This window comes from Streptomyces sp. WAC06614 (genome assembly GCF_003949795.1).
In the GTDB taxonomy this organism is placed as follows: Bacteria; Actinomycetota; Actinomycetes; order Streptomycetales; family Streptomycetaceae; genus Streptomyces.
In genome coordinates, this window is the sequence record NZ_RPRY01000286.1 from 1 (window position 1) to 8,635 (window position 8,635).

Genomic DNA, 8,635 nt, shown 5'->3' on the forward strand with positions numbered 1-8,635 from the left:
CTCATGACCATCTACGCAGACGCCCCCGCCCCGGCCGGCCCCGCCGCCACGGACCCGATCGTGCCGGTCCGCGAGGCGGGCAAGCCCGTCGTCGTGCACGCCCCGGCCACCGACGGCATGGCCGAGGCCGTGGCCTGGCTGACCGCCCATCGCGAGGAGATCCAGGCCGAGCTGCACCGCTCCGGGGCCGTCCTGCTGCGCGGCCTGCCGGTGCGGGACGCCGCGGGCTTCGCCGCCGCCCGGGACGCGCTGGTCTCGCAGCGGGCCGGCTACAAGGAGAAGGCCACCCCGCGCACCGACTTCGGCGAGGGCGTGTTCTCCTCCACCGACCTGCCGGCCGTGCAGCCGATCCGGCTGCACAACGAGAACAGCTACACCCTGGACTTCCCCGGCGTGCTCCTCTTCGGCTGCGTGACCGCCCCGGAGGAGGGCGGCGCCACCACCGTCGGGGACATGCGCGAGGCGCTGCGGCTGCTGCCGCCGGACCTGGTCGCGCGGTTCGAGAAGGCCGGCTGGCTGCTGGTGCGCAACTACTCGGAGCTGGCCGGGCTCCCCTGGTACAAGACCTTCGCCACCGAGGACAAGGCGGTCGCGGAGGCGTACTGCACGCAGAACACGGTGGGCTTCGAGTGGCTGGACGACGACTCGATGGTCACCCGCCAGCGCCGTTCGGCGATCATCACGCACCCGGTCACGGGTGAGCGGAGCTGGTTCAACCACTTCGCGTTCTGGAACAGCCGCACCCTCGACCCCGACGTCCGCGAGGTGCTCGTGGAGACGTACGGCGAGGACGGGCTGCCGTTCAACACCTACCTCGGTGACGGCACCCGTCTCACCGACGAGGAGGTCGACGCGATCAACGCCGTCTACGACCGGGTGACCGTCCGCGAGACCTGGCACGAGGGCGACCTCATGCTCGTCGACAACCTGCTCTGCGCACACGGCCGCGAGGCCTTCAAGGGCGACCGGAAGATCCTCGTCGCCATGGGCGAGCCGGTCGCGCTGGCCGACTGCGCCCCCGCCTCCCAGCCCTCGACCACCGTCTACTCCGGGGAGTGACCACCACCATGACCGCCGTCCTTCCCGAGCGTCCCCGCACCGCCGTCGACGCTCCGTCCGTGACCGCCGCCCCCGCCGTCGTCGACCTGCTGGACCGGCTCGCGCTCGCCCCGGCCGCCCGGACCGCCGTGGTCGCCGCCGACCGTGAGCTGAGCTTCGGCGCGCTGCGTGCCGAGGCCATGCGGATCGCCGGCCGGCTCGCCGAGCGCGGCGTCGGCCCCGAGAGCGTGGTCGCGCTGGCCCTGCCGCGCGGTGCGGACCTGGTGGCCGCCCTGATCGGCACCCTGACCGCGGGCGCCGCGTACCTGCCGGTGGACCCGAAGCTGCCCGCCGAGCGGCGGCGCTACCTGGTGGAGGACTCGGGCGCCGACCTGGTCGTCACCGCCGACGCGGGCGCCGAGGTCCTGGTGCCGGGGGTCCCGCACCTCGCCGTGGCCGAGCTCACCGCCGCCGACGGGGCCGACGCCGCTGCCGCCGCCGAGCAGGAGTACCGGCCGGTGCCGGTGCCCGCGGACGGGCTGGCGTACGTCATCTACACCTCCGGTTCCACGGGGCGCCCCAAGGGCGTGGAGATCCACCGCTCGGCGGCCTCGGCCCTGCTGGCCGAGCTGGAGTCCGAGGGCATCGCCGCCCCGGGCGCCGGGCGGGTCGGCTGGAACGCCTCGCCGTCCTTCGACGCCTCCGTGCAGCAGTGGGTGCGGCTGTGCCGCGGCGACACCCTGGTGATGATCGACGACGAGACGCGGGCGGACCCGGCGCTGCTGGCCGCGTTCGTCGACGCGCAGGACCTGACCGACCTGGACATCACCCCCTCGCACGCCGAGCCGCTGCTGGAGCTGCTCACCGCCGACGGCGGTCCGCGCCCGCTGACCCTGCTCATCGGCGGCGAGGCGATCGGCCCCGCGCTGTGGCGGCGGATCGGCGAGCGGTCCGCGGCCGGGGTGCTGCGCGCGGTGAACGTCTACGGGCCCACCGAGTGCACCGTGGACTCCACGGCCGGCTGGATCGACGCCGCGGACGAGCCGCACATCGGCACCGTGCTGCCGGGCCTGCGCATGCGCGTGCTGGACGACGAGCTCGGCGCGGTGGAGCCGGGCGGCAGCGGCGAGCTGTACCTGGCGGGACCCCGCGTGGGCCGCGGCTACCGCCGCCGTCCGGGCCTGACCGCCGAACGGTACGTCGCCGACCCCGCGGGTGAGGGGGGCCGCATGTACCGCACCGGTGACCTGGTCCGGCTGCTGCCGGACGGCCGGCTGGGGTACCTCGGCCGGGCAGACGGCCAGGTCAAGCTGCGCGGGCACCGCATCGAACTCCCGGAGATCGAGGCCGCACTGACGGCGCATCCGGCGGTGGCCGAGGCCGTGGTGGTGCTGCGTGACGAGGTCAACGGCGCGCCGGGCCTGGTGGCGTACCACCGCCCGCAGGACCCGGCGGCCGGGCCGGCGGACGCGGCGGAGCTGCGGGCGCACCTGACGGCGGCGCTGCCCGCCTACATGGTCCCGGCGGCCTTCGTGGCGATGGACCGCTTCCCCACCACCACCCAGGGCAAGCTGGACCGGGCCGCCCTGCCCGCGCCCGCCGCGGCCGGGGCCGGGGCCGGGGCCTCGGGCGAGGGCGGTGCCGGTGAGGTCCCCGACGCGGGCCTGACCCGCTCCCAGGCGCTGATCGCCGGGGTCTGGGCGACCGTGCTGGGTGCCACCCGGATCGGTCCGGACGACAACTTCTTCAAGCTGGGCGGGCACTCCCTGCTCGCGATCAAGCTGGTGTCGCGGGTACGCGCCGAACTCGGCGTCGCCCTGCCCGTCAAGGCGGTCTACGCCAACCCCCGGCTGCGGGACCTCGCCGCCCACATCGACACGCTCGTCGCCGCCGCGCCGGGCCAGGACGCGTAAGGACAGTTGAGGACAATGACCGAGATCCCGCTGTCGTTCGCCCAGCGCAGGCTGTGGTTCCTGGGCCGCCTGCACGGCCCCTCCGCCGCCTACAACGCACCCGTCGTGCTCCACCTGGACGGCGTACCGGACACCGGTGCCCTGCGGGCCGCCGTGGCCGACGTGGTGGCGCGGCACGAGGTGCTGCGCACGGTCCTGGCGGCCGGCGCCGACGCGGAGCCGTACCAGCAGGTGCGGGACGCGTCCGCCGTCGAGCCGTTGACCGTCGAGGAGTGCGCACCGGAGGGACGTGACGCGGCCGTCGCCGCGTTCGTCCGGCAGGCGATCGACATCACCGCCCGGCCGCCGCTGCTCTCCCGGCTGTTCCGGTCCGGTGACGGGACCTCGGTCCTGGTCCTGCTGATCCACCACGTGGCCACCGACGGCTGGTCCGTGCGCCCGCTGCTGGGCGACCTGGCGGCGGCGTACGCGGCCCGGCTCGCCGGCCGGGCCCCCGGGTGGGAGCCGCTTCCCGTGCAGTACACGGACTACACGCTGTGGCAGCACGAGCTGCTGGGCGACCCGGCCGACCCGGAGAGCCTGGCCGCCGAGCAACTGGCCTACTGGAAGGGTGCTCTGGCCGGGGCGCCCGCGGTCGTGGCGCTCCCCGCGGACCGGCCCCGCCCGGCGGAGCCGTCCGGGCGCGGGGCCACCGTCACCGGCCGGCTCGACGCGGCCGCGCACGGCGGGCTGCTGGCCCTGGCCCGTGGCCGCCGGGCCAGCCTGACGATGGCGGCCCGAGCGGCACTGGCGGTGACGCTGGGGGCGGCGGGGGCGGGCGAGGACGTGGTGATCGGGGCGCCGGTGGCGGGCCGCCCCGAGGAGGACCTGTACGAGCTGGTCGGGTTCTTCGTCAACTCGTTGGCCCTGCGCACCGATCTGTCCGGGAACCCGGCCGTGGGCGAGCTCGTGGACCGGGTCCGGGACGCGGACCTGGCCGCCTACGAGCACCAGGACCTCCCGTTCGACGTGCTGGTGGAACGGCTCGCCCCCGAACGGGCCCTGGGCCACCACCCGTTCTTCCAGGTCATGCTGACCGTCGCGGCGGACGGCGCGGGCGCCGGCCCGGTCCGGCTGGCGGGCGGGATCACCGGCCGGCCGGCCGACACCGGCCTGGACGCCGCCAAGTTCGACCTGACCTGGTACTGCGCCGAACGCCACACCGCGGACGGCCGCCCGGACGGCGTCGACGTGGCCCTGACCTATGCGACGGACCTCTTCGACGAGGAGACCGCCCACCTGCTGCTGCGGGCCTACCTGCGGGCACTGGGCGCCTTCGCCGCCGATCCGCTGCGCCGCACGGGCGAGCTGGAGCTGCTGACCGCCGACGAGCGGGCCGGCCTGGACCGGCGGCGCGAGCGCGCCGAGCGGGCCGCGGCCGCCGCGGCGGACAGCGCGGGGGCGGCGGCGGGGCCGGTGCGCACGGACGTGCTCACCCCGCGGGAGGAGATCCTGTGCGGGCTGTTCGCCGAGGTGCTGGGCCGCGAGGACCACCCGGCGGACGCCAACTTCTTCAAGTCCGGCGGGCATTCGCTGCTCGCCAGCAAGCTGGTCAACCGGATCCGCGCGGCGCTCGGCCTGGAGCTGGGCATCCGGGACCTGTTCCTCGCCCCCAGCCCGGCGGCCCTCCACCGGCGCCTGGCCGCGTCGGCGCCGACCACCGGTCGCGCCGTCCGGCCCGCGCTGGTCGCCGTACCCGCCGGGGAACGCCCGGCCCGGCTGCCGCTGTCCGCGGCGCAGCGGGCGCTGTGGCTGCTCGGCCGGATCGAGGGCGCCTCGGCCACCTACAACGCGCCGCTCGTGCTGCGGCTGGACGGGGTGCCCGACCGGCGGGCGCTGACCGCCGCGCTGGCCGACGTACGGGAACGGCACGAGGTGCTGCGGACGGTGTACGGGGCCGAGGGCGGCGAGCCGTTCCAGTGGGTCCTGGCCGGGGCGGAGCACGCCGCGAGCGGCCGGGCGATGCCCGAGTGGGAGGACTGCCCGGCCGGCGAACTGGACGCACGCATCACGGAGTTCGGCCGGGCGCACCTGGACCTGGGGCCGTCGGGCGACGGCCCGCTGCGGGCACGGGTGTTCGTCCCGGGCGACGGCACGGCCGTGCTGGTGCTGCTGGTGCACCACATCGCCACCGACGGCTGGTCGCTGGCCCCGCTGCTGCGCGACCTGGGCGAGGCCTACGAGGCCCGGCTGGCGGGCCGGGTGCCCGCCTGGCGGGCGCTGCCGGTGCAGTACGCCGACTTCGCGATGTGGCAGCGCGCACTCCTGGCCGGCCCGGCCCGGGACGGGCTGCTGGCCTTCTGGAAGCAGGCGCTGGACGGGCTGCCGGCCCGGACGGACCTGCCGTACGACCGGCCGCGTCCGGCCGAGCCCACCGGGCGCGGGGCGGCCGTGACGGCGCTGCTGGACGCGGACGCGCACCGGGCGCTGGCGGCGCTGGCGCGGGAGCGGCGGGCCAGCCTGTTCATGGTGGCCCGGGCGGCGCTGGCCGCCGCACTGGCGGCCGTCGGCGCCGGGACGGACCTGGCGGTGGGCACGCCGGTGGCGGGCCGCTCCCACGAGGACCTGCACGACCTGGTCGGCTGCTTCGTCAACTCGCTGGCGCTGCGCACCGATCTGGCCGGCGACCCCGGGGTGGCCGAGCTGGTGGACCGGGTCCGCGATGCGGACCTCGCCGCCTTCGACCACCAGGACCTGCCCTTCGACCTGCTGGTGGAGCAGCTCGCCGAACCCGACCGGGCCCTGGGCGAACACCCGTTCTTCCAGGTGATGCTGACGGTGCAGGAGGCGGCCGCGGAGGAGGTCCGGCTCGGGACCCTGGCCGCCCGGGCCACCAGCACCGACCTGGGCGCGGCCAAGTTCGACCTGTCCTTCCACTGCGCCGTGCGGCGGTCGCAGGACGGCAGGCCGGCCGGGCTGGAGCTGTACCTGGGCTATGCGCAGGACCTGTTCGACGCGGGGACCGCCGACCTGCTGCTGGCGGTGTTCGCCCGGGCGCTGCGGGCCTTCGCCGCGGGAGCGGACGGAGCACGGCTGTCGGAGCTGGGGCTCGTGACGGACGAGGAGGAGCGCGGCCTGGCCGCTCGCCGGGAGCGGCTCACGGCGGCGGCCGAGGCGGCGCGGCGGCGGGCGGGCGAGCAGGAGGCGGCGGGCGCGGTCGGCGGACAGCACGCACCCCGGGTGGAGATCCTCGCTGCCCTGTTCGCCGAGGCGCTGGGCCGTACGGCGGACGAGGGATACGCGGCGGACGCCAACTTCTTCAAGTCCGGCGGGCATTCGCTGCTCGCCAGCAAGCTGGTCAACCGGATCCGGGCGGTGCTCGGCATCGAGGCCGGCATCCGCGACCTGTTCCTGGCGCCCACCCCGGCGGCCCTGCACCGACGGCTGGCCCAGGTCGGGGCGGACGCGGTGGCCCGGCCGGCCCCGGTGGCGGTGCCGGCGCAGGAGCGCCCGGAGCGGCTCCCCCTGTCGTATGCGCAGCGGCGGCTGTGGTTCGTGGACCAGTTGGAGGGCCCGTCGGCCACGTACAACATCGCGCTGGTGCGGCGCCTGGAGCGGCCGCTGGACCCGATGACGCTGGCCGACGCGCTGGCCGACGTCGCCGAGCGGCACGAGGTGCTGCGCACGGTGTACGGGGCCGAGGGCGGGGAGCCGTACCAGCGGGTGCTGGCCGGGGCCCGGCCGCACCTGGAACTGGGTCGGCCCACGGACGTGTCGGCGGCGGTGGACGAGGCCGCGGCGCACGTCTTCGACCTGGCACGGGACATCCCGCTGCGGGCCTGGCTGTTCTTCCCGCAGGGCGAGGGCCCGCAGACGCTCGTGCTGCTCCTCCACCACATCGCCGCCGACGGCTGGTCCACCGGACCGCTGCTGGCCGACCTCTCTGCCGCGTACACGGCACGGGCGGGCGGCAGGGCCCCGGAGGGACCGGCGCTGCCGCTCCAGTACGCCGATTACACGTTGTGGCAGCGGCAGTTGCTCACGGGCGACGGGGCCGACCGCGAACTGCGTTTCTGGGACGAGGCGTTGTCCGGGCTGCCACCGCTGATCGACCTGCCCACGGACCGGCCGCGCCCGGCGCTGCCGTCCGGCCGGGGCGCCCTCACCGGCTTCACCGTGCCGGCCGCGACGCACCGGGCACTGGCCCGGACCGCCCGTTCGCGCGGCGCCACCCTCTTCATGGCCGTGCAGGCGGCCCTCGCGGCCTCCCTGACCCGGCTCGGCGCGGGCACGGACCTGGCGCTCGGCACGACCGTGGCCGGCCGCGGTGACGACGCGCTGTCCGGGCTGGTCGGCTTCTTCGTGAACACGCTGGTGCTGCGGACCGACACCTCCGGCGACCCGGAGTTCGGGGCGCTGCTGGAGCGGGTCCGGGACGCCGACCTGGCGGCGTACGACCACCAGGAGCTGCCGTTCGACCGGCTGGTGGAACACCTCAACCCGCACCGCTCCGCCGCGCACCACCCGCTGGTGCAGGTGATGCTCCAGGTCAACGCACGGGCCGGGGGCGGAGGTTCGGCGGGCCTGGAGTCGGGCCCGCTGGCCGGCACGGAACTGCCGTTCGGCTCGCAGTCGGCGAAGTCGGACCTGACCTTCGCACTGACGGAGCAGGAGGACGGCTCGCTGGCGGGCGTGCTGGAGTACGCCACGGACCTGTACGACGCCTCGGGCGCGGAGCGCCTCACGGCACTGCTGGCGTCCGCGCTGGACCTGTTCGCGGCCGACCCGGCCGCGCGGGTCGGCGACCTCCCGGCCCCGGCGGACCGCCGCGGCGCACGCCCCCTGGCGGGCGGCTACCGCATCGACGTGTCCCACGTGGCCGCGGTGCTCTCGGCGCACCCGGGGGTGCGCGCGGCCCAGGTCACGGTCGCGTCCGACCGCGTCACGGCCACGGTGGACCCCACCGGTCCGACCGAGCTCACGGGCCTGACGGAACCGGACCTCCAGGCCTGGGCGGCCGACCGCCTGCCGGAGTACGCGGTCCCGGCGTCGATCACTCTGACGGCGGAGGCGGCACCCGCCGAGGACGGAGGCACGGCGCCGGGCCCGGGCGGCACGGCCGGGGACTCGGGCCCGGGCACTGCTACGGGCACCGGGACGGGTTCCGCCACGGGCGCCGGTACGGGTTCGGCCCGAGGCGCGGGGACCGGCCCGGGCGCCGGTACGGGGCCTGGGGCGGCGGCGGGAGGGAGCGCAGGGGACGTGCTCCTGGCCGGGCTGCTCCGGCTGTTCGCGGAGGTGCTCGACGGGCGGGACGTGGGACCGGGCGACAACTTCTTCAAGGCCGGCGGCCATTCGCTGCTGGCGGTCCGCCTGGTCAACCGGGTCCGCACCGAGCTGGGCCGGGAGCTGACCCTGCGGGAGGTCTTCCGGCACCCCACCCCGGCGAAGCTCGCGGCCTACCTGGCGGCGGCCACGACGGCCCAGGCCGGCTCCTTCCTGGTGCCCCCGACCCCGCCCACACCGCCGCCCCTGCGCCGCCGCACCCGCGGGGGCACCCGGGTCCGCCAGCCGTAACCGCCGCCCGCCGGGCCGGCCGGGCGCCCGAACGGGAGCCGCTGCCGGTGCAGTACGCCGACTACACCCTGTGGCAGCAGGAGCTGCTGGAGGACCCGGCCGCGCTGCTCGCGCACTGGCGGGCCGCG

The 8,635-nt window shown here is 76.5% G+C and carries 3 protein-coding genes; all 3 read left to right on the top strand.

What is annotated here, in order from left to right; genetic code table 11:
* Positions 1–3: 3 nt before the first annotated feature.
* Genes EF918_RS27950 through EF918_RS39195 form a run of 3 tightly spaced genes read left to right on the top strand, consistent with a single transcriptional unit; the run spans position 4 to position 8,507 of the window.
* On the top strand, positions 4–1,059 hold the full coding sequence (locus EF918_RS27950) for a TauD/TfdA family dioxygenase (RefSeq protein ID WP_125651706.1): 1,056 nt from the start codon (positions 4–6) through the stop codon (positions 1,057–1,059).
* An 8-nt stretch (positions 1,060–1,067) separates the two neighbouring features.
* The gene (locus EF918_RS27955; protein ID WP_125651707.1) at positions 1,068–2,951 is read left to right on the top strand and encodes a non-ribosomal peptide synthetase; all 1,884 of its coding nucleotides are present in this window, start codon (positions 1,068–1,070) and stop codon (positions 2,949–2,951) included.
* A gap of 15 nt (positions 2,952–2,966) precedes the next feature.
* The gene (locus tag EF918_RS39195; RefSeq protein WP_312847872.1) at positions 2,967–8,507 is read left to right on the top strand and encodes a condensation domain-containing protein; all 5,541 of its coding nucleotides are present in this window, start codon (positions 2,967–2,969) and stop codon (positions 8,505–8,507) included.
* Positions 8,508–8,635 lie beyond the last annotated feature (128 nt).